A 19593-nucleotide genomic window follows, 5' to 3' on the forward strand; every position below is an offset into this window, starting at 1 on the left:
CGCGGTTTCTGAGTCATCTGAACATTCTCCTTCCTTGTCGACTCTGCGGGAATGTCCACTTTTTCGAGGTAAGGTCAATTTAATCAACATGATGAATGTCGATAACTTGTCTGAAAAAGAGCGATCGACTCGCATTTTATAGCTACATCTTAAGGATTGTCGCCAGCCAATTCAATTAAGCCAGAAATATGGAGAAGGTACCTTCACCGTGAAATGTGCTAACAACAAAGCCTATTTGCTTGTAGCCTACGAGCATTGTGATCCTCCTTACAATGCTGTAAATGCCTATTGTTGGACAGTAGAGGCGTTAGATCCGGAAACCCTGGAATTAAAGCCGTAGTTTCCAAAATCCGAATTGGAAAGAAAATTACAGTTGCTTTATCTGGCTGTGAAATCATCAGACAGCTGATAGCTACACACTATCCCACGGGTCTTGAGATCCTCTAACATTGCCAGGGAGATTGCCTCGCCAAAAAAGACGTGCGAAAAATGGTCATAGCTGGCAAAATGAACAGTTCCCTGGCATTCGATCTGAATATGTAAAATCTCGTATTCTAAGCGTTCCGGAATTGTGAGAACTTCTATCAACTGATCTGTTTTTTCAGACTTTAGCTCAATCAACAAGCCAGTTCCAGCCAAGACGCTGTCGCTTCCTGGAAATGGTGATTTTTCACCAATATATTGAAAATTGATTGACGACAGATCGCACTCAGCTATGACCCAGATAGCAAGGCGAGTCTGATCGCTAGGGAATTCATTTAAAACTGCCTGAAATAGAGATGTACAGTCATCTAAATTGACTTCCATAGAACCAATAAAATTTGCCATAAGCTCATTGAAACCTGTAAAAAATTACTAGAAAGTTGAACGATTGATGAATGAGCAGACTCATCTCTAGCAGCCGCAGTAAGCGGCTCTGAGTTTCGTTGGGCCTTACTGGCAGCGATCGCGAATCCACATGACATCGCCCAATAATGGAGGCGTGTCTTCAGTAATAGTTCCCCGTCTGCGGTAATAATCGTGGCTGCCTAGCCCAGCCACAACTGCATACCGCGGTGCTTCAGTTTCTTCTCCCAGATAAAGGGGGGTAGCCGATGCAAGATTATGATCAAAAAAGGCCATCCAAAACCAATGATCATTCTCGGGTCCTTCAAGATCTTTATCCCATAAGGAAACTGTGCCATAACCGCTCGATTGCAATACCCGAAACTGATAAAGTTGTGCTTGTTGTGGATGATTAATCACTGCTGTCCCATGCACAGCACTGTCGACAGGGGGTGGGCTAAATACCAATTCAAAACCTTGTCCATTTGCATCTCGATAAATGCTGTCAGAAATAGGGCAGGTTTCAGATGTAGTTGCTTTTGGCGTCATGAACGTTGAAAAGGCAGCTATGGATAAAATAAGTAGAGTGAAATGGAAAAAAATATTGGTTTTCATAGGTCGTCAATTATTTAATAAAAATCAACAGGAAAATCAGTACAAAACGAACTACGTCAGAGCCGGAAGCTGGGCGATCGCGGCTTGTCTTTTATCTCTACTCAAGGCTTGCCATTGGATATCTGAGCCTAACTGGATCTATAGCACTTATAGCAATGGCGTGACGACAATTGGAGTTGCTGAAGATCTTGAGGTTGGTCATCTTTACAGTGGCTATGAAACCCTCGTCGAGGGAGAAACGATCCATGGTCAGTTTAAAATTGATCACATCCATTCTGACCAGACCTATACCTACTTGACAGGCACTTTTATCGATCTTTGTACGGGTGAAATCAGTATTCGGCGTCCTAATCCCGAGACACGATTGCCGATCGTGGCTCAAGTGACCTGGATCGTCAATCGCCAACCTGTTGATTTTAATTACCGCACTATTAATCCCAAAAATGCCTCATCTCAAAATCAGAACTGTAAGGTTCCTAATGGTCAGCCGTTCCAGCTAAATTTGCCAGAAGCAATCCCGGAAGCCGACAACCGGGGAGAGTTTACCCGCGTCAATAGCCGCACTTTCTTCTCGTTCGACACCAGAGCTTTTTATACTTGGACTCAATGGCAAGTTGTTGTCACTAAGGCTGGGCTCGCCTGCCGAGATCAAGCCGATGATGGGGCAATTCAGCGTTCCTATCGCTCAGGAGACATCATCACCAAATTTGGCCGAGAGATGCTAGAAGGTCCGAATTTAACAGAACTGCCTGATGGCACTACTTGGCTAAAAACCCAGGAAAATTGTTATGTGCGAGCCAGCGATCGCTATTTAGAACCCGTTTCTTTACCCACTAAATTCTGGTGATAGTCTTGTTTGGTAAATCGGTTGGCAGATTCATTTCGTTTCCGGTATCTCCACCCAACATCCAGCCTGTTGAAATTGCTCAACGATATTTGGATGATATTCGGAGTAATAGGAAGAAGTTGCTGGATCTTGCACCGGTCTTGGGTTGGCATATTCATAGTGCCCGGGCTGATCATCATAGACAAAAGTACTGACCAAAAAGTCACTATTCAGCACAAACGTCAGATTGATATCGGTGGATAGGTTGCCATCAATCACTCGACCCAAATAGAAATCTGAGATGTCTAAATAGCTGTCGATAATGCAGACTTCACCAGGTGTCAGCGTCGGAAAAATTGCCACATTTTCTTCGATTGCGACCCAATCTCCGAGGAAAGGCGAGATCGTGGCATCGACTTCAGACCACGCTTCAGCAAAGGTATCCCGTTGCTGACGTTCTTCGGGGGAACGGCGATCGCTGTAAATTCCTGTTTCCATCAACTGAGGGATCGCCTGCTGCATTTCGTGCAGCAGTTCCACAATTTCAGCGTCTGTGGGATGACGTTCTGATTGAGCGAAACCGGGCGCGGGCAGTAACAGTAAAGTTAACGGTACCAGTAAAAAATAAGGGTGCATCAGAACAACCTAAAATATTTCTCTTCCTTCCTGCTTTCATCACTGAAGTTAAAAATTACGGATAAACTCAAGACAAGTTCACTAAACTAAGACTTACGCATTGAAACAATTAGCAACTTCAGGCTGCAAGGTGTCTTACCCATCAAAGGCGCTTGGAGGATGAACTGACGGGCGGCATCTTGATAGAGGTGACGTTGCCGTCCATCCTAGCTACCTAACTACTGGTGCCACACTTGCAACTCCAACGCCACAAAAGCCCGTAGCGCACACAACTATTTCCCGGCCCGGTGAAAACATTCAATGCCCCAATGCTACACGTATGCAACTGCTCAAAGTCAGCCGCACTGACTGTTACCAATGTCTCAGGGGATAGATATAGGGCCTGAGATAAGTCTTTAAAGATTTCCGTATGACTGAGTGAAGGGTTAAGTTAAATCGAGGTGTTGGTTAGTGGCAATAGGGTGGAATGGTAGTTCTAGAAATGATGGTTCTAAATTCGCTAGCTAACACGTCACGGCAGCGGACAGACGAAAGTCACTGGTGCTTAGCTCAAAGTGGTCTACCGCTGCTGCGTTTTGCCGTTGGCTGGCTTCTACACAGTGAGTTCGAGTTGATGAAGGCGAGAAGATTGGGCGGCTTGCGCGGTTTGATGGTGAGGAGCTTGTTGCCAACCCCGATCAGTGTGTCTTGCCGTAAACCCGAAACGAACTGCTTCGAGAGCTTCTCTCTTTCTTTCAACAGCGAGATCCCAGCTTTGGCGGTTTGGAGCGGTTGCAAAATAAATGCCGCGAATTTATCCGGGGGAATCCTAAGTCTGCGGTCAAGTATTGACCCGTTGGAAACGACTCATCCGTTATCTACGATAGTGAAAAATGGCCGCGATCGCGCTAATTGTCCAGATTGACATAGATAAGTGGTCACAGGCGAACGTTGCCTCGTAAGGCTTTCTTTTGACCGCGTTTTTTCTTACGCTCAATGCGCTTCCGGTCTGAACTCCGCGATCGCTTCGTCGGTTTCCGTTTCTTCGGGGTATAGGTAACGCTTCGAATCAGCTGCTGCAGTCGTTTCAGCGCCTCTTCCTTATTTTGCTCTTGGGTACGGTGTTCCTGCGCTTTGATCACCACCACGCCGTCTTTCGTAATGCGGTGATCGCGCAGCTTCAGCAGGCGTTCTTTATGCACATCCGGTAGGGAAGAGGCGGGGATATCGAAGCGGAGATGGATCGCGCTGGCAACTTTATTCACATTTTGACCGCCCGCCCCTGACGATCGCACAGCGTTCAGTTCGATTTCATGATCGGGGATGGAGGTGCGATTCGTGATTTTTAGCATAATTTAGGTAGTCAGGGGCGATCTACAGCTTAGCTAGAATCATGAGCGGCTACAGGCCTCGCGGGTCACTGAGAATCGCCCCTGCCCGACTAATCGATCGCATGTTCAGCGGTCATATGACTGGTGTATTCTTGTCGTGCTTGATGCTTGAGCTCGAGATAGGAAGCGACGAACTCGGAGCCCATCGCGGCTGGGAGCACAGGGTTCTGTTCTAAGTGGAGCAGCGCATCAGGCAAACTTTTGCGGCAGCGAGCGTCGGGTTGGCCTACAAATTGGCGACGCATTCGAGGGACGCATGATTGAGTTGCCCATAAAAATGCCGACTGTCTGTTTAAGACAGTCGGCTTGATGCCCGCACTCAGCAGACATCGAGGATTCACTTATCAATCACGGCTTAGCCAACGAACTCTTTGCGAGGCTCAGAGACGCCAGGCGCAGCTTCGCCCTTCAAGTAAGCCAACATCGTGTCAGCATCAGAAACTTCGAAAGGATCGGTGGGGCAGTTATCGCCAAAGTCCGGCTCGATGAACATTTTCTCAATGGTCATATCGTTGACGACCATCGAGTAACGCCAGGAGCGCATACCAAAGCCCAGGTTGCTCTTCTCGACTAACATCCCCATCTTGCGAGTAAACTCGCCGTTGCCGTCGGGCAGCAACTTCACATTCTTAGCCCCTTGCTGCTTGCCCCACTGGAACATCACAAAAGCGTCATTCACGGAAACGCAATAAATCTCGTCAATACCCAACGCCTTGAACTCGTCGAAAAGCTCTTCGTAGCGAGGCAAGTGGTTAGAAGAACAAGTAGGAGTGAAGGCACCAGGCAAGGAGAACACAGCAATTTTCTTACCCGCGAAGATATCTTCGGTGGTGGTGTCTTGCCAACGGAAGGGATTCGACCCCTCGACGGACTCGTCGCGGACGCGAGTCTTAAATACTACGTGGGGAACCTTTTCGATAACAGCCATTAAAGACCTCCTAACAAATTTCTTGAAACTCAGCGACTGGGGCACATAGGGCCAATAAAGCCTGCGCTGCCAGCAGCTTATAAACGCTAGCGGCGATGTGCTTATCCCGCTTTATCTTAGAATAGTTCTTAGTTAGGATTTTATCAATGCTTTGGATGCGTCAAAATATAAAAAGAGTCTTATTTGAGCCTGACTCAGAAAAGATAATGCTATTAATGAAGTAGAGCATTGACTTATATCTAAGCAGCTTGGCCTGTGCGCCCTGAGTGATGCTTCGTTCCGGAAAGGGAGTTATGTCAAAACCAACCGAGGAAATCGTCCAAACGCTCAAGCGTAAGCAGTTGCGGGTTACCCCCCAGCGCTTTGCGGTGTATGCCAATTTACTCAGTCGGACTGATCACCCCACGGCTGAACAAATTTTGAGTGACTTGAACCAGGATGCGCCGGTTTCTTCTCAAGCGACGATCTATAACTGTTTGCAGACATTGCGCGAGGTTGGACTCATTCGAGAAGTCTTGCTGGAGGAAGGTAACTGTCGGTACGACGCTAATGTGCAGCCGCATCATCATTTCCGGTGTGGGAGTTGTGGGGCGATCGCCGATATTCCCTGGCAAGCGCTTCAGACTATCGATCTCAGTCATTTGAATCCTGACTGGCAAGTAAGCGGCTACGAAGTCACAGTGCATGGCACTTGCGAAGCTTGCCAAGCGTGATCGAGCTAAAAATTTCAACCAACGGACAACCGAGCGACGTAGGACTGTCGGCTTGTCATGTTGGTTAACTTACCCACTCAACCCTGACTTACACAGCGTTTCTCCTAACAGGCACAAAAAAAGAGCACCGGCATCCGGTGCTCTCTCAAGTTCTAAGAGGTTTCGTGGAAAGCTAACGCTAGACTTTCTTCAGCCAGCTGAACATGGCGCGGAGATCCTTGCCGACTTCTTCAATGGGGTGCTCAGCTTCGCGACGACGCATCGCGGTGAATCCCGCATTGCCAGACTGGTTTTCCAGCACAAACTCGCGGGCAAACTGGCCGGTCTGAATCTCTTTGAGAATCTTTTTCATCTCAGCCCGCGTTTCATCGGTGATGATGCGAGGGCCGCGCGTGTAGTCGCCGTATTCCGCCGTATTGGAAATGCTGTCGCGCATGGTCGCCAAGCCCCCTTCGACCACTAGGTCAACAATCAGCTTCACTTCGTGCAGACATTCGAAGTAGGCTAACTCTGGCTGGTAGCCCGCATTCACCAGGGTCTCAAAGCCGGATTTGATGAGTTCGCTGAGACCGCCGCAGAGCACCACCTGTTCACCAAAGAGGTCGGTTTCCGTTTCTTCGCGGAAGGTGGTTTCCAGAATGCCGCCACGGGTGCCACCGATGCCTTTGGCGTAGGCCATTGCTAGGTCACGCGCTTGCCCGGACGCATCTTGCTGCACGGCAAACAGACAGGGCACACCTTGCCCTTCGGTGTAGGTGCGGCGCACGAGATGTCCAGGGCCTTTGGGGGCCACCATCACCACATCAACTTCAGCAGGGGGGACGATTTGGCCAAAGTTGATGTTGAAGCCGTGGGCAAAAGACAAGATGTTCCCCGCTGCCAGATTGGGGGCGATATCGTCGGCATAAACCCGCTTTTGCACTTCGTCGGGCAGCAAAATCATGATCCAGTCGGCCAGCTTCGCAGCATCAGCGACGGGCTTGACGGTGAGTCCTTCGGCTTCGGCTTTAGCGGTTGAGCGGCTACCTTCATAGAGGCCGACAATCACGTTGACGCCGCTGTCTTTGAGGTTGAGGGCGTGGGCGTGACCTTGTGAGCCATAGCCAATGATGGCGACGGTTTTGCCATTCAATAGGTCAAGATTTGCGTCGCTGTCGTAATACATGCGAGCCATGGAAGATCTCCTTACAAGCCTGGTAATTCTGCGATTATGTTGTGTCTTCTTAGCTTGGGGGACACGGTTGATTTTTTCCAGCGATGGGCTGAATGGATTGCATAGATGTAAAGCGCGATCGCGATCATCCCTCGTGATCCACTTCTGAAAATCCCGGTGGCTGGAGCCAGCTGGACTATTCGCCCTCAGTCGATAGTTAGCTTTGGAAATCTGGCTTTGTGGCGATCGCGGTTGGCACCTCAGGCCATCAACCCAGGACAATGAATTCCTGACTGTGAACTTTTCCGGCTCCAGGCATGAGCGGTCACTGCATCCTTCTCAGCAAATCGTCATCTGATTTTCACTGGGATATCACAGCCAGTTCATAAGGTCGTTACAACATTAGAAACAAAGGATCGTCAAATTCAAGATTCGACTAAACTAAACTGTATAGTTTTGCAATCTTGAAACATTTGTACGGTTTTCCAGGGCGGTTCTCCCCTAGCGTACTGAGAGGTTGGCAGCGATGATGAAACCATGTGAACACAAGGCTTTCCAGAGTTCTAAATGGGAATACTGTGCATAGGGAACACCCTGAGCTGCCCCTTGAAACTACATCTGTAGTACTTTACGCAACGAAAAAGTTGTTTTAAGATGGAGTTCCAAACTCATAATGGTTCCGTGTAGTTTTCTTTGTCGCGATCGCGCACTCAGTCATCCATTTTTCTCTGCGTATCGTCTGTCAGGGTGACCGCAGCTATGAGTCAGTAAGCGACTAGCGACTGGCGCTGCCGTTGGTAAACACATATCTCGTTTGTGACCACGTTTGTGGTCAAATTCGGTCTTTCGCTTGTCGGAAGGCTTCTTCAGCATCATCAGTGGAGGCGAACTCATGCCTAAAGTGAATGCCCGTAAGTCCAAAACCAAAGCCCCTATCTCCGCCGACGCTGTGCGTACTTACCTACACGAAATCGGTCGGGTCCCTTTGTTGACCCACGAAGAAGAAATCGTGTTGGGTAAGCAAGTGCAAGCCATGATGGCACTGCTAGAAACCCGCGAAAACCTGCAGGGCGATCAAGAGCATGAGGTGACCTACCCAGCCTGGGCGGAGGCCAGCAACCTTGAGGTTGATGAGCTGAAGCGCCTGATCCGCGAAGGTGAGCGGGCGAAGCGCCAGATGATTGAGGCGAATCTGCGCTTGGTAGTCGCGATCGCTAAAAAGTACCAAAAGCGCAACCTGGAGTTCCTTGACCTGATTCAAGAAGGGACGCTGGGATTGGAGCGGGGGGTTGAGAAATTTGACCCGACCAAAGGGTATAAGTTCTCCACCTATGCTTACTGGTGGATTCGTCAGGCCATTACGCGGGCGATCGCTCAGCAGGCGCGCACCATCCGTCTGCCCATCCACATCACCGAAAAGCTGAACAAGATCAAGCGCGTCCAGCGGGAACTATCGCAAACGCTGGGTCGTAGTGCGACCGTTGCCGAAATTGCCGAAGCGCTAGAACTGGAAGTGACTCAGGTGCGTGAGTATCTGACCATCTCTCGTCAGCCCATCTCGCTAGATGTGCGCATTGGCGACAACCAGGATACGGAACTGCAAGAGCTGCTGGAAGACGAAAAAGCTTCGCCGGAAGACTACACCGTCCGGGAAGCGCTGAAGCAGGATATTCGCACTCTGCTGGCAGAATTGACTCCCCAGCAACAGGAAGTCATTACTCTGCGTTATGGCCTTAACGACGGCAACGAGTTGTCTCTAGCCAAAGTGGGCAATCGGCTGAACATCAGCCGCGAGCGGGTGCGCCAGCTAGAGCAGCAAGCGCTGAAACATCTGCGCCGCCGTAAGAGTAATGTGCGAGGCTATCTCGCCAGCTAACGTTCACGGTTCCTTGAGCTTCATGCGTGAATGCCGACGCCCCTTTACCGGGGCGTTTTTTTTACTGTTTAGGAATGAGAATCGAATCAGTTGGGATAGCCGTCTCGGCTGTCCCCAGGCAGGCATCTTGCCTGCCCTAACAATTTGGATGTGATTGGCTCCTTATTCCTTAGCGATGTTGCTTACACACGGCCATGGCGATACAGATGCCATTGCCAGGCATGGGCGATGATCGATTCCAGATCAGGGTATTGGGGTTGCCAGCCGAGAATATGGTGGGCCTGCTCACTGCTACCAATGAGCCGGGGCGGATCACCCGGACGGCGATCGCGCTCCACGGCCACAATGGCTTCCCCGGTCACCTGCCGAGCCGTCTCAATCACCTCGCGGACGGAGAACCCATTGCCATTGCCTAAGTTAATGAATGTTGTCTCGCCGCCTTTCATCAAATACTCCACCCCGAGAACATGGGCCGAAGCGAGATCCGCCACGTGGATGTAATCGCGAATGCAGGTGCCGTCGGGGGTGTCGTAGTCAGTGCCGAATATGGCAATGTTTTCTCGCCGTCCCAAAGCGGCTTGCAGCACCAGCGGAATCAAGTGAGTCTCCGGCTGATGGTCTTCGCCCAAGCGCCCCTCAGGATCAGCGCCCGCCGCGTTGAAATAGCGGAACACCACCGCATTGAGACCATAAGCGGCCGAGAAATCCTTGAGCATTTCCTCTACCATCAGCTTGCTCGACGCATAGGGACTGATGGGATTTTTCGGATGGTCTTCAGGAATGGGCACCGTTTTAGGCGGGCCGTAAATCGCGCAGGTGGAAGAAAATACAAATTGCTGTACACCGGCGGCCAGCATCGCTTCGAGCAGAGTCAAAGTGCCCACGACATTGTTGTGATAGTACTCTGCGGGCTTTTCGACCGACTCGCCCACGGCAATATAGGCCGCAAAATGCATCACCGCGCCAATACTGTGGGTTTGAAAAATCTGATCCAGCAGGGGGCGATCGGTGGTTTTACCCTGGATGAGTTCTGCCTGCAGATGTTGCTGGACTAACTCCGCATGGCCATATTCCAGGCTGTCTAAAATTACGACCGGATAACCCGCCGCCTCTAACGCCAGCACCGCATGGGAGCCAATGTAGCCCGCTCCCCCAGTTACTAAGATCTTCGGTTTGTCACTCGACATACAGCTCATCTCCCAGTCTCATCGCCTGATGTTGCAGCCCTAACAGCCTGTCGTGTCACACCATTACCATTCCCGGTCGGTTTGTGAATGACCGCAGGTGCAGGCTGTTACTTAAGACGTTGTCGTATTTGCCAGCGATCGCCAGCCATGACTGCAACGATCAATCGGGCAATATATTGGCCGACCCGCCTTTCTATGTATTCCCGAATTAGCATCAAGACGCTTAAAGAGACCGTGAAATTACTAAGTTGTCGCGATGCACCACCGTATCGCTGCTGGCGTAGCCAAGGATTTTGGGGATTTCTTCCGACTGGTGACCAATGATCTGCACCAATTCACTATGACTGTAGTTGACGATGCCACGGGCAATCTCGCGCCCTTGGGCGTCGCAAAGCTGAACCGACGATCGCTGCTCAAATTCACCTTCAATTTCCGTGATTCCAGCGGGCAATAAGGATTTCCCCCCGGTTTGAATGGCTCTCACCGCGCCCGCATCCAGATATAGCTTGCCAGCAGGAATCAGGCTTTGGGCGATCCAGCGTTTGCGGGCATTGGCCACGGTCTTTTTCGGCGAAAATTGGGTGCCGAGGGATTCTCCCGCCAGGATCTTGATCAGATTTTCGGGATGTTGACCGTCGGTGATCACGGTGCGGACGCCAGCGTTGGCGGCGATGCGAGCGGCTTCAATTTTGGTCAACATACCCCCGGTGCCCCACTGGCTGCCGCGATCGCCAATCTGGACCTGCAAATCTTCCAGCTGCTCCACGTGTTCCACTATGTGAATGGGTTGGGCGTCAGGATTCGATCGCGGGTCGGCGGAATAGAGGCGATCCACATCCGTGAGCAAAAATAGCCAGTCGGCCCCCACCAGGCTGGCCACCTGGGCGGAAAGGGTGTCATTGTCGCCAAACCGCAGTTCTTCAATGGCGACGGTATCGTTTTCATTCACGATGGGAATGACTTGGAGCTGCAATAACTGCCGAAAAGTGCGGTAGCTGTTGACGTAGCGCGATCGCTGCACCAAATCTGTGCGGGTCAGCAGCACTTGGGCGATCGGCTGATTCAGCGACGTAAAAAAGTCATCGTAAACCCGCATCAAGCGACCTTGCCCCACCGCCGCCACCGCTTGCTTCATCGCCATCGTCTTGGGTCGCTCGGCCAGATTGAGACGCGCGCAGCCGACGCCGACCGCCCCAGAAGATACGAGAATGACCCGATGGCCCGCCGCTTGCAGGGCACAGAGCGTTTCCACCAGGGTCGCAATGACGGAAATCGCCAAATATCCCGTCTGTTTGGTCAGACTCGATGTGCCGATTTTCACGACTACGGTTTGGGACTGGGCCACGCTGATACCTCCGGCTGCACAAGCCGATATCATAGGCAGCCCCACGACTTTTGAAAAGTTATTTGAGTAGCCAGGTTGCGATGGCTGTCCCAGAAAAATCTGTTGCGGTGCCCATGAAAAGCTGGACTCTTCGCTAATAGCCACGAAAACTGGTCTTACTCAGCTCGTAAATCGCTCCATCCCCGGTCAATCTGTTATACAAACAGTGGCCTTTTATTCTGCTCACCATGCCTACTGTCATTGTCGCCACCGGAAACCCGGGCAAGCTCCAGGAAATGCAAAACTATCTCGTTGACCTGGGTTGGGAACTGGCGCTGAAACCGCCAGAAATTGATGTCGAGGAAACGGGCACGACGTTTCTGGAAAATGCCCAGCTCAAGGCGTCGGAAGTGGCGAAAGCGATGGGCCAATGGGCGATCGCGGATGACTCGGGGCTGATGGTGGATGCCCTGGATGGCGCTCCCGGCCTCTATTCCGCTCGTTATGCTCGCACCGATGATGAACGGATTAGTCGTCTGTTAAATGAATTGCAGCATGCGGAGAACCGGGCGGCGCAGTTTGTCTGTGCGATCGCCCTCGCTCGCCCGGATGGCACCATTGCCTTGCAAACCGAAGGCGTCTGCCGGGGAGCGATCGCGACTGAACAACGGGGGGCTGGCGGCTTTGGCTACGATCCGGTCTTTTACGTGCCAGCCGTGGCAAAAACCTTTGCCGAAATGAGCCGGGCTGACAAAGATCGCCTGAGTCATCGAGGGGTCGCATTTGAACAACTCATGCCCGAGTTGCGATCGCTCGTCCTTGAGTAACGCTCTTCAGAAACGAGGACAAAACCGTTCGGGTTGAGCGGAGTCGCAACCCGTTACCTGGCGTTTGGTCTGAGCTAGTCGAAGACCAAACGCCAGGGGGAATCGTTTCCGCCAGGGCTATCTCGGTGCGCAGATCTGGGTCAGTTGCCCACCCCTAACCCTCAAAACTACCGAGCAGCCTCACCTCAGGATGCAAACGAATATCCCACTTTTCCTGGACTCGATCTTGTACGGAGCGAATCAAGTTCAGCACATTGTCAGCCGTCGCGCCCCCCACATTCACAATGAAATTGGCGTGCATCGGCGACACCTGCGCTTGACCGACTTGAAAGGCTTTGAGTCCGGTTTGTTCGATCAGCCAGCCAGCGGTGTACGGCGCTGGATTCCGAAAAACACTGCCGCAGCTGGGCAAATGATACGGCTGAGTCGAGCGGCGTTTTTCCAGGGCGGCTTGGGTGTCAGCGATCACCTGGGCCGGATCATGACCGGGACTGAGACGAAACTGCGCCTGCGTGACCATACAGAGACGTGACTGCAAACTCGACGTGCGGTAAGCAAATTCCAGCGTTTTTGGGTTCAAGTCCATGCCGTCCCCAGTCGGGGTCACTCCTGCGGCAGTCACCAGGCTATCAGCAGTACAAGCGCCGTGGGCACCGGCATTCATAAACACTGCCCCGCCCACCGTGCCCGGAATGCCGACCGCCCATTCAAACCCCCGCCAGCCTCGTCGAGCGGCTTTCCACGCGAGATTAGGCAGCGGTTCGCCAGCGGCGGCAGTCAAGGTGCCCGCTTCATCATCAAAGGTGACTCCGCGTAAATGGCGGGTGCAGATCACCAGGCCGCGCACCCCGCGATCGCTCACTAGCAAGTTAGACCCTGCCCCTAAAAAGGTGATGGGCAGATCGTGCTGATTGGCCCACAGCAGGTGCTTCGAAATCGCCTCCACCGTCTTAGGCAAGGCAAACCAATCCGCTAGCCCCCCCACACGATAGGACGTAAAACTTGCTAATGACACGCTCTGTTTCAGAGGCAATGCGGACTGCTGCACCACTTAGTAGCATCCAAAAAGAACACCCTATTTTACCTTTGAGGCCGCAGTAATCCGGTGCAATCTCAGATTAGGCTTGCTGTACGGTCTGCAGCTCGGCAGCCATAAACGGTTCCATCACATCGGGAATAATCCGATTCAAATTGCCCGCTCCTAAAAAGATAGCGAGATCCCCCGTTTGCAAGCGTTCCTTCAATACCGTGCTGACGGCATCCAACGAGGGACAATACTGCACATGGGGATGATGGAGCGCGATCGCTTGGCCTACCTTTTTGGTACAAAAGTCGGAGGGTGCCGACTCTCCAGCACTGTAGACATCCGTCACAATGACCTCGTCAGCATCAGCAAAGGCTGCCGCAAAGTCATCTAGGAACGCGGTCACGCGACTGTATCGATGGGGCTGAAAAATCGCCACCACGCGGTTGATCTTTCCACTCAACGATACATCGCCTGATTTCAGCAAGCTCGCCGTCGATAGCGTGGCCTTGATTTCGCTCGGATGATGGGCATAGTCATCCACAAACTGAATGCCACTGTAGAAACCCCGGCGCTCAAATCGCCGCCGTGCCCCTTCAAACCGGGCCAACCCAGTCGATAGATCGGCAAAATCTACCCCCATATGCCGACCGGTAGCCACCGCCGCCAGCGCATTGCTGAGATTATGCTTACCCGGCACCGCCAATCGTAAAACGCCCAAGCGTGACCCTCGTTCCCAAACCACGGCCCGAGTGCCGTTAGCGCTATACACCACATCCGTCACGGTGTAGTCAGCGGCATTACCCACCTCAACGCTGTAAGTAACGTCCGCGTCAATGTATTGGGCGATGGTCTCACAGTCAGCAGAGACAATAATGGTCTCCGTTTGCTGCGTAAACTGCCGGAAAATATCGACAACATCCTCCAGCGTCTCGTAGTGGTCAGGATGATCCAGCTCAATGTTGGTGATGATGCCAATATTGGCCGCTAGCTTTACGAGGGAACCGTCGGACTCATCCGCTTCCGCCACGAACCAATCGCTAGTGCCCAAATGTGCGTTGCCTTCCCAAGCCGACACTTCCCCGCCTACCACAATGGTGGGGTCAAGGTTAGCCGCTAGCAGTGCATAACCCACCATGCTGCTAGTGGTGGTTTTGCCGTGGGTACCAGCAACCGCTACGCTCTTTTGCTCGTTCATCAGCGCAGCGAGCAAATCCGAACGGTGAAGAATGGGACAGCCCATTTGCAGGGCCGCCCGGTACTCATCATTGCTTTCGTTAATCGCAGTGGAACACACCACCTGCGGCAGCGACTGAGCGGGCGTAGAAGAAAGGCTTTGCTCAAAGAATCTCAGGTTTTCGGCCTCTTGACGCCAAAAGATGTGTGCCCCTGCTTCTTGTAAGCGCTGAGTAATATGACTCAGTCTTAGGTCTGATCCCGAAACCGGTAGCTGCTTCTGCGTCAGGACATAGGCCAAAGCCGACATCCCGATCCCGCCAATTCCGATGAAATGGAACGGTCTACCGCTGAAATCCACAGAATTCAGCATCTTACACTCCTCAACATGCCACACCACACCAATATCAGGCGTATCATACCAGGTATCCCCAAGATGACCTAAAAACTGGCTCTAAATCGGACAATTGCTTGCCACCCTTTACTTCCAGCGTTTTTCTAAGACAGGTAACGCCAGTCGAGTAGCGGCGACAGCAGGACTTTTGACTGGGCTGCCGCTAGACAAACGGCAATCCGGTTGCTGAGAAAACGACGCGGCTCATATCGTGGATGGTTGTTTCCTCTGATGAACTTGAAGAGCCTGACCCCAGCCCATACAGCTTGCGACTGGATGGTTCCCGAATATAGCAAGGGTTTTAGGTTTTAGAACACATTACTGACTGGAAATATAAGTAAATTTGGGAGAAATTAAGTTTCACGTCAGTTTTTCCTACCTGAATGGTCTCTGAGCTAAATTGGGTGGCTATTTACCGCTTTCGGAGTGCCTCATAAACTTATGACCAACGCCTATTGGTCGAGTCTTGGAGGCGGGATGGCATTCAGGCTGTGGCTGGACTTCTCGGTGAGTGAGGTCATTCTGAACCTTGAAGAGAGGTTGAAGGCTGGTTGGTCTCTCTATAACCTGGCAATTCTGGCGGCAGTGGGATGAGGCGATCGCGAGCTGCGGTTTTGATTTCGGCCAGTTCAGGACGGCAAGGGGCTAATTCCCAAGAACTGGATCGCGCTGCTTTTATGAGTCCGTTAGCGGATGGAAATCACTGTTCATGTCATGTCTTATGTCGGATCCTTTTTCGCTAGCGTCAGACTACGAGCGGGTGGCGTCAGCGATCGCTTTCATGCAGTCGCATTCCCCTCAGCAGCTCGACTTAGCCGCCATGGCTGGTCATGTTCAGTTCAGCGAAGAGTACTGCCAACAGCTCTTCACCCGTTGGGCTGGCGTCAGCCCCCAGCACTTTATGCCATTGTTGACCGTGGCAAGTACGAAGCAGCGTCTGCTCAATACCCAATCCTGGCTCGCTGCGATACTAGACGCAGATTCATTGAGCCCCCACCGTCCCCAGGGCTCCTACGTTCGATTAGAGGCGATGACGCCCGCTGACTACCGCAGTGGAGGTTCAGGCATGGAAATTGCCTACGGGCTGCATGCCACTCGATTTGGCCCTGCTTTGATCGCTCAAACCGCGCAAGGCATCTGTAACTTGCAGTTTTGCGCCTCAGACCATTTAATTCAGGCGGTGGGCCAGTTGCAGCAACAATGGCCCCAGGCTAAGTTCACCCAGCATCCTGAGCTAACTCAATCCGTTGCCGATCGCCTTAATCAAGCGTTGATGACAGAGAGCCCACAACCGCCCCTGACCGTCCTGGTCAAAGGGACTAACTTCCAAATCCAAGTGTGGCGGGCGTTGTTGACGCTACCGTTGGGCAGTTTGTTGACTTATCAAGATATTGCCAACCGGATCGCCAAGCCCAAAGCGGCCCGCGCCGTGGGCACCGCCATCGGCGCAAACCCCGTGGGATATCTGATTCCCTGTCATCGGGTGATTCGCGCTACGGGAGAAATCGGGGGCTATCGCTGGGGGCCGCTGCGCAAAACGGTGATGCTGGGTTGGGAAGCGGCTCAATGTCAGGAGGAGGTTTGAATGGCCCCGAAACAAATCGCTGAATTATTTTTGCTGGCGGCACTGTGGGGCGGCTCTTTTTTCTTTATGCGCATCGCGGCTCCAGAGTTAGGCCCCATTTGGTTAATTGAATCGCGGGTGGTGCTATCAGGGCTGTCGTTGCTGCCGTTGCTGTTATACAAAGGGTTGGCAAATCAGATTCCCAAATATTGGCGATCGCTCCTGGTGGTCGGCTTGCTCAATTCGGCTTTGCCGTTTTCACTGTTGGCCTTTTCTTCCTTGTCTTTGCCAGCAGGCACGACGGCCATTTTGAACGGTACGGTGCCGTTTTTTGGGGTGGCGGTCGCTTATGTTTGGCTGCGAGAGCCCCTCGGCCCTAACCGTATTGCGGGCCTAGTTTTAGGATTTAGCGGGGTGGTGGTGCTCGTCGGATTGCGCGGCACGGCCATCACCGCCGAGGTTTTGTTAGCGATCGCGACGGGCCTCTGCGCCGCGTTGATGTATGCGATCGCCGCCCCCTTTATCCGCATCCATCTCCAGGGGGTGCCGTCTCTCGTCATTGCCACTGGCAGCCAACTGAGTGCCGCCATCTGCCTGTTGCCGCTGTTGCCCTTTACGCGACCCGCGATGCCCCCTTCTCAACCAGTGCTGCTGGCGGTAGTCGGCCTCGCCATCCTCTCGACTTCACTCGCGTATATTTTATATTTCCGACTCATTCATAGCGTCGGCTCTACCCGAGCCCTGACCGTGGCCTATTTGATTCCACTCTTTGCCATGCTGTGGGGAGCCTTGCTGCTTCAAGAAGCCATTACGGTGTCGATGGTGGCGGGGAGTGCTTTGATCTTGTTGGGAACGGCGATCGCTAATCAGGTGATTCGGCTCCCCAACCGCCCCTCATCAAAGCCATAGCTTAGGGGTGAAATCGCTCCCCAACCAACGTCGCCCACCACCATGGCGCAAGCCACGGAAAATGCTCACCTACATTAACGCCACAGGTGAGCAGATCTTTCCAGGTTTCATCGATCACGGCAGTGAGTGAGTCAACTTTTCCGCTTGTGAACGCTGCCAATACCAAGAGAGCGCTCATCGTTAAAGCCCTACCACCGACGTGCCTTAATCTTCGTGCTCATCAAAGGGATCAGCCAACTGCTTAGCCGGTGGCCCAAAGGCGGTGTAGACCGCAAAGGCAGTAAAGGCAACAATCACGGCCCCTACGGAAATAATAAGAACTGTTGCAGGTTCCATAGTAATCTCTATTTCTTAAGACACTCTAATCTTATAATATTACGGAATATAAAGTGGCGTATAGGTTTTAGGATACCGATGGCACAACAAACGCGGCTAGGCAATCTGCTCAAGCCCCTTAACTCTGAGTACGGTAAGGTCACTCCCGGTTGGGGCACAACTCCTGTGATGGGGGTGTTCATGGGGTTGTTTTTGGTCTTTCTTCTTATCATCCTGCAGCTCTACAATTCCTCTCTCATCCTTCAGAACGTTGATGTTGACTGGCGAAGCCTGGGACTTTAAGAGCGGCTGTTACCAATAGGATTTGCTGAGGGGCAGAAGCTTAATCTCTTCTGCCCCTCAGTGTTTTTGCGGTGACGTGGCGGCTTTTTGTCAGTCGCTGTTAGCGACTGGGCTTGCTGCGATACTGTGTAGTAGGTCGCAGCCCTGTGTATTTAGGAGGACGTGATGAATATTTTTGGCATTGGTTTGCCTGAAATGGCGCTGATCCTAGTGATCGCCCTATTAGTATTTGGCCCTAAAAAATTGCCCGAAGTCGGTCGCAGCCTCGCTCAAGCTTTGGGGAGCTTCAAAAAGGCGCAGCAAGAGTTTGAGTCCGAACTCAAGCGCGAGTCAGCCGAAATCGAAAAAAGCATGAAAGCGCCGATGAAGGCAGAAATTGCGAAACCGGATGCCAAAGCGCTGCCTCAAGACGAAGTGCCAGCGGCGGATGTAACCACCGCAACCGAAGCCCCTGAAGCTGCTGAGACGACTGAAGCTGACGCGACTGCTGAAGAAGTCGTTTCTGACGCCTCGACCCCGTCAGCTTAAGGATGCTCTCCAATGAGTATCACCAGCGCAGTGACGGCCATCAATAATTCGGTTCGTCTATTAGGTGAGCAAATTACGCCGACCGGTACTTAGGCGATCTGCAGGAACAAAAATACCGAGCTGTGGTGCATTACGCTGCGCTAATGGCACCCTACAAGCGGGAAATTCTTTTCCAGAGATCTCCTTAATCGGCTCTGGTGCTTCTTTTGGGCATTGCAGAACTAGCTGAGTTCAGAGCTAACGAAGTGACAGAACCCGTGCGATTGATTATTGGCTTGGGGAATCCGGGAGAAAAGTACGCTCGGACTCGCCACAATGTGGGGTTTGACGTTTTGGATACGTTGGCCCGCCGCTGGCAAATTCCCCTCAGCCATCATCGTAAGTTTCAGGGCGAGTTCGGGGAGGGCATGGCGATCGCCGGACAGAAAGTATTCCTGCTCAAACCTGCTACCTATATGAACCGTTCAGGACAGGCTGTGCGTGCCGTCCTCGATTGGTATAAATTACCTGTGGCCTCAATTTTGGTCATTTACGACGACATGGCATTACCCTTGGGCAAATTGCGGCTACGGCCCAACGGCTCAGCGGGGGGACACAACGGCATGAAATCCCTGATTACTCATCTGAATACTCAAGACTTTAAGCGGTTGCGGGTCGGCATCGGGAGCACGCAGCAAAACGGCGATCGCGATCGGGCCGTCGTCGCCCACGTTCTGGGCAAATTTGCCCCAGATGAAAAGCCCTTGGTCAATACCGCCTTAGACTGGGCTGTGGACGCCGTGGAAATGCTGATGAAGCAGGGGACAGAAGTCGCCATGAGTAACTTTAATGGCCGCTCAGCGCTGCCGGAAACAGAAGTGAGTTAACCGCATTGAGTCTATCGTCTGTGAGATTTAACGGCGATGCGGTCGCGATCGCCTGCCTAACGAGGCCGCCTCTAAAACGATTCAACCTACCAATGATCGAAGGGCAGCCTTGTGTCCGCTAGTGGGATATTCCCCACAAAAATTGAGACCGCTTTTACTAAGGGACTTGCGCGCAAAAAAGATCCCCATGAGCCGAGTTTCGACTCCGCTCAACTCTCGATACTGGTAGGTTGA

General features: G+C 52.2%; 22 protein-coding genes and 1 pseudogene. 10 read left to right on the forward strand and 13 right to left on the reverse strand.

Going from position 1 to position 19593, the window contains the following annotated elements:
* Positions 1–378 precede the first annotated feature (378 nt).
* Positions 379–828 carry a hypothetical protein gene (locus JUK32_RS14220; RefSeq protein ID WP_204139523.1) on the reverse strand — a complete coding sequence of 150 codons (450 nt, stop codon included), beginning with the start codon at positions 826–828 and terminating at the stop codon, positions 379–381.
* Between the two features lie 105 nt (positions 829–933).
* Complete coding sequence (locus JUK32_RS14225; protein WP_204139524.1) at positions 934–1374, reverse strand: hypothetical protein; 441 nt, start codon at positions 1372–1374, stop codon at positions 934–936.
* On the opposite strand from JUK32_RS14225, the gene JUK32_RS14230 reads away from it, so the two are divergent.
* Positions 1373–2287: a hypothetical protein gene (locus tag JUK32_RS14230; protein ID WP_204139525.1), complete on the forward strand. Its 915-nt coding sequence runs from the start codon at positions 1373–1375 to the stop codon at positions 2285–2287. The genes JUK32_RS14225 and JUK32_RS14230 overlap by 2 nt on opposite strands.
* A gap of 30 nt (positions 2288–2317) precedes the next feature.
* Here the strand turns inward: JUK32_RS14230 and JUK32_RS14235 are convergent, their stop codons facing one another.
* The 5 genes and pseudogenes from JUK32_RS14235 to JUK32_RS14255 all read right to left on the reverse strand — a co-directional run bounded on the left by JUK32_RS14235 (position 2318) and on the right by JUK32_RS14255 (position 5200).
* The gene (locus JUK32_RS14235; protein WP_204139526.1) at positions 2318–2902 is read right to left on the reverse strand and encodes a hypothetical protein; all 585 of its coding nucleotides are present in this window, start codon (positions 2900–2902) and stop codon (positions 2318–2320) included.
* A gap of 86 nt (positions 2903–2988) precedes the next feature.
* Positions 2989–3302: pseudogene (locus JUK32_RS14240) on the reverse strand (hypothetical protein); the annotation flags it as partial.
* 517 nt (positions 3303–3819) lie between these two features.
* Complete coding sequence (gene arfB, locus JUK32_RS14245; protein WP_204139527.1) at positions 3820–4233, reverse strand: alternative ribosome rescue aminoacyl-tRNA hydrolase ArfB; 414 nt, start codon at positions 4231–4233, stop codon at positions 3820–3822.
* Between the two features lie 89 nt (positions 4234–4322).
* Complete coding sequence (locus JUK32_RS14250; RefSeq protein ID WP_204139528.1) at positions 4323–4517, reverse strand: hypothetical protein; 195 nt, start codon at positions 4515–4517, stop codon at positions 4323–4325.
* Positions 4518–4627: 110 nt separating this feature from the next.
* The gene (locus JUK32_RS14255; protein WP_204139529.1) at positions 4628–5200 is read right to left on the reverse strand and encodes a peroxiredoxin; all 573 of its coding nucleotides are present in this window, start codon (positions 5198–5200) and stop codon (positions 4628–4630) included.
* 293 nt (positions 5201–5493) lie between these two features.
* Here JUK32_RS14255 and JUK32_RS14260 point away from each other — a divergent pair, with 293 nt between their 5' ends.
* Positions 5494–5913, forward strand: coding sequence for a Fur family transcriptional regulator (locus tag JUK32_RS14260; RefSeq protein WP_204139530.1), 420 nt, complete (start codon positions 5494–5496; stop codon positions 5911–5913).
* Between the two features lie 178 nt (positions 5914–6091).
* On the opposite strand, the gene ilvC is transcribed toward JUK32_RS14260, so the two are convergent.
* The gene (gene ilvC / locus JUK32_RS14265; protein WP_375541570.1) at positions 6092–7114 is read right to left on the reverse strand and encodes a ketol-acid reductoisomerase; all 1023 of its coding nucleotides are present in this window, start codon (positions 7112–7114) and stop codon (positions 6092–6094) included.
* Between the two features lie 844 nt (positions 7115–7958).
* Between ilvC and JUK32_RS14270 the strand changes: the two genes are divergently transcribed.
* Positions 7959–8942 (forward strand): RNA polymerase sigma factor, RpoD/SigA family, encoded by a 984-nt coding sequence (locus tag JUK32_RS14270; RefSeq protein WP_204139532.1) that lies wholly within the window; start codon positions 7959–7961, stop codon positions 8940–8942.
* A 182-nt stretch (positions 8943–9124) separates the two neighbouring features.
* On the opposite strand, the gene galE is transcribed toward JUK32_RS14270, so the two are convergent.
* Both galE and proB read right to left on the reverse strand, forming a co-directional pair.
* A complete protein-coding gene (gene galE / locus JUK32_RS14275) occupies positions 9125–10129 on the reverse strand; it encodes a UDP-glucose 4-epimerase GalE (protein ID WP_204139533.1) in 1005 nt (334 codons plus the stop codon).
* A 223-nt stretch (positions 10130–10352) separates the two neighbouring features.
* Positions 10353–11474: a glutamate 5-kinase gene (proB, locus tag JUK32_RS14280; protein WP_375541569.1), complete on the reverse strand. Its 1122-nt coding sequence runs from the start codon at positions 11472–11474 to the stop codon at positions 10353–10355.
* 227 nt (positions 11475–11701) lie between these two features.
* Between proB and rdgB the strand changes: the two genes are divergently transcribed.
* Positions 11702–12280 (forward strand): RdgB/HAM1 family non-canonical purine NTP pyrophosphatase, encoded by a 579-nt coding sequence (gene rdgB, locus JUK32_RS14285; RefSeq protein WP_204139535.1) that lies wholly within the window; start codon positions 11702–11704, stop codon positions 12278–12280.
* 154 nt (positions 12281–12434) lie between these two features.
* Here rdgB and murB read toward each other — a convergent pair whose 3' ends face one another.
* Together murB and murC are read right to left on the reverse strand one after the other, a co-directional pair.
* Positions 12435–13331, reverse strand: a complete 897-nt coding sequence (gene murB / locus JUK32_RS14290; protein WP_204139536.1) for a UDP-N-acetylmuramate dehydrogenase — start codon at positions 13329–13331, stop codon at positions 12435–12437.
* Positions 13332–13398: 67 nt separating this feature from the next.
* Positions 13399–14853, reverse strand: a complete 1455-nt coding sequence (gene murC, locus JUK32_RS14295; RefSeq protein WP_204139537.1) for a UDP-N-acetylmuramate--L-alanine ligase — start codon at positions 14851–14853, stop codon at positions 13399–13401.
* Between the two features lie 462 nt (positions 14854–15315).
* Between murC and JUK32_RS14300 the strand changes: the two genes are divergently transcribed.
* The 3 genes from JUK32_RS14300 (at position 15316) to JUK32_RS14310 (ending at position 17347) form a co-directional block, all read left to right on the forward strand.
* Positions 15316–15468, forward strand: a complete 153-nt coding sequence (locus JUK32_RS14300) for a hypothetical protein (RefSeq protein WP_204139538.1) — start codon at positions 15316–15318, stop codon at positions 15466–15468.
* Between the two features lie 127 nt (positions 15469–15595).
* Entirely contained in the window at positions 15596–16459 is an 864-nt protein-coding gene (locus tag JUK32_RS14305) for a methylated-DNA--[protein]-cysteine S-methyltransferase (RefSeq protein ID WP_204139539.1), read from the forward strand.
* Positions 16460–17347, forward strand: coding sequence for a DMT family transporter (locus JUK32_RS14310; RefSeq protein ID WP_204139540.1), 888 nt, complete (start codon positions 16460–16462; stop codon positions 17345–17347).
* Positions 17348–17551: 204 nt separating this feature from the next.
* On the opposite strand, the gene psbN is transcribed toward JUK32_RS14310, so the two are convergent.
* Complete coding sequence (gene psbN / locus JUK32_RS14315; RefSeq protein WP_239112666.1) at positions 17552–17683, reverse strand: photosystem II reaction center protein PsbN; 132 nt, start codon at positions 17681–17683, stop codon at positions 17552–17554.
* Positions 17684–17761: 78 nt separating this feature from the next.
* On the opposite strand from psbN, the gene psbH reads away from it, so the two are divergent.
* From psbH to pth, 3 genes are all read left to right on the forward strand, one after another.
* Complete coding sequence (psbH, locus tag JUK32_RS14320) at positions 17762–17965, forward strand: photosystem II reaction center phosphoprotein PsbH (RefSeq protein ID WP_039728024.1); 204 nt, start codon at positions 17762–17764, stop codon at positions 17963–17965.
* A 165-nt stretch (positions 17966–18130) separates the two neighbouring features.
* The gene (locus tag JUK32_RS14325) at positions 18131–18493 is read left to right on the forward strand and encodes a TatA/E family twin arginine-targeting protein translocase (RefSeq protein ID WP_204139541.1); all 363 of its coding nucleotides are present in this window, start codon (positions 18131–18133) and stop codon (positions 18491–18493) included.
* Positions 18494–18750: 257 nt separating this feature from the next.
* Positions 18751–19359: an aminoacyl-tRNA hydrolase gene (gene pth, locus JUK32_RS14330; protein WP_204139542.1), complete on the forward strand. Its 609-nt coding sequence runs from the start codon at positions 18751–18753 to the stop codon at positions 19357–19359.
* Positions 19360–19593: the final 234 nt, after the last annotated feature.

This window comes from Halomicronema sp. CCY15110 (genome assembly GCF_016888165.1).
Lineage (GTDB): Bacteria > Cyanobacteriota > Cyanobacteriia > Phormidesmidales > Phormidesmidaceae > Halomicronema.

Excerpts from the sequence above, each read along its gene's own strand:
- JUK32_RS14255 (WP_204139529.1), bottom strand. The coding sequence starts at position 5,200 with ATGGCTGTTATCGAAAAGGTTCCCCACGTAGTATTTAAGACTCGCGTC.
- JUK32_RS14270 (WP_204139532.1), top strand. The coding sequence starts at position 7,959 with ATGCCTAAAGTGAATGCCCGTAAGTCCAAAACCAAAGCCCCTATCTCC.
- arfB (WP_204139527.1), bottom strand. The coding sequence starts at position 4,233 with ATGCTAAAAATCACGAATCGCACCTCCATCCCCGATCATGAAATCGAA.
- JUK32_RS14260 (WP_204139530.1), top strand. The coding sequence starts at position 5,494 with ATGTCAAAACCAACCGAGGAAATCGTCCAAACGCTCAAGCGTAAGCAG.
- JUK32_RS14220 (WP_204139523.1), bottom strand. The coding sequence starts at position 828 with ATGGCAAATTTTATTGGTTCTATGGAAGTCAATTTAGATGACTGTACA.
- JUK32_RS14230 (WP_204139525.1), top strand. The coding sequence starts at position 1,373 with ATGAACGTTGAAAAGGCAGCTATGGATAAAATAAGTAGAGTGAAATGG.
- JUK32_RS14250 (WP_204139528.1), bottom strand. The coding sequence starts at position 4,517 with ATGCGTCGCCAATTTGTAGGCCAACCCGACGCTCGCTGCCGCAAAAGT.
- psbN (WP_239112666.1), bottom strand. The coding sequence starts at position 17,683 with ATGGAACCTGCAACAGTTCTTATTATTTCCGTAGGGGCCGTGATTGTT.
- psbH (WP_039728024.1), top strand. The coding sequence starts at position 17,762 with ATGGCACAACAAACGCGGCTAGGCAATCTGCTCAAGCCCCTTAACTCT.
- JUK32_RS14305 (WP_204139539.1), top strand. The coding sequence starts at position 15,596 with ATGTCGGATCCTTTTTCGCTAGCGTCAGACTACGAGCGGGTGGCGTCA.
- rdgB (WP_204139535.1), top strand. The coding sequence starts at position 11,702 with ATGCCTACTGTCATTGTCGCCACCGGAAACCCGGGCAAGCTCCAGGAA.
- galE (WP_204139533.1), bottom strand. The coding sequence starts at position 10,129 with ATGTCGAGTGACAAACCGAAGATCTTAGTAACTGGGGGAGCGGGCTAC.
- murC (WP_204139537.1), bottom strand. The coding sequence starts at position 14,853 with ATGCTGAATTCTGTGGATTTCAGCGGTAGACCGTTCCATTTCATCGGA.
- JUK32_RS14235 (WP_204139526.1), bottom strand. The coding sequence starts at position 2,902 with ATGCACCCTTATTTTTTACTGGTACCGTTAACTTTACTGTTACTGCCC.
- JUK32_RS14225 (WP_204139524.1), bottom strand. The coding sequence starts at position 1,374 with ATGACGCCAAAAGCAACTACATCTGAAACCTGCCCTATTTCTGACAGC.
- JUK32_RS14300 (WP_204139538.1), top strand. The coding sequence starts at position 15,316 with ATGACCAACGCCTATTGGTCGAGTCTTGGAGGCGGGATGGCATTCAGG.
- JUK32_RS14325 (WP_204139541.1), top strand. The coding sequence starts at position 18,131 with ATGAATATTTTTGGCATTGGTTTGCCTGAAATGGCGCTGATCCTAGTG.
- JUK32_RS14310 (WP_204139540.1), top strand. The coding sequence starts at position 16,460 with ATGGCCCCGAAACAAATCGCTGAATTATTTTTGCTGGCGGCACTGTGG.